Origin of the sequence: Cellulomonas sp. GbtcB1 (assembly GCF_019091725.1) — a bacterium.
GTDB lineage: Bacteria > Actinomycetota > Actinomycetes > Actinomycetales > Cellulomonadaceae > Cellulomonas.
Window position 1 is genome coordinate 1 of sequence record NZ_JAGXJG010000474.1, and the last position, 241, is coordinate 241.

General features: G+C 73.9%; 1 protein-coding gene. It reads left to right on the forward strand.

Going from position 1 to position 241, the window contains the following annotated elements:
* A partial coding sequence (locus KVT14_RS21065; RefSeq protein ID WP_217617363.1) for an EAL domain-containing protein occupies positions 1–224 on the forward strand: 224 nt, incomplete at its 5' end.
* Positions 225–241: the final 17 nt, after the last annotated feature.

Genomic DNA, 241 nt, shown 5'->3' on the forward strand with positions numbered 1-241 from the left:
CGCCCGCGGCCGACGACCGGGTGTGCGCCGTGATCCTCCGCTCGACGGTCGACCTCGGTCACGCGCTCGGCATGCAGGTGGTCGCGGAGGGCGTCGTGGACGAGCGCACGCTCGCGCTGCTCAGGGGGCTGGGCTGCGACGCCGCGCAGGGCTGGGCGCTGGGGCGGCCGGGTCCGGCGATCGCGCTCGACGCGCGGGTCGGCACCGGGGGCCCTGTCAATTAGTAGAACCTTCAAGTATT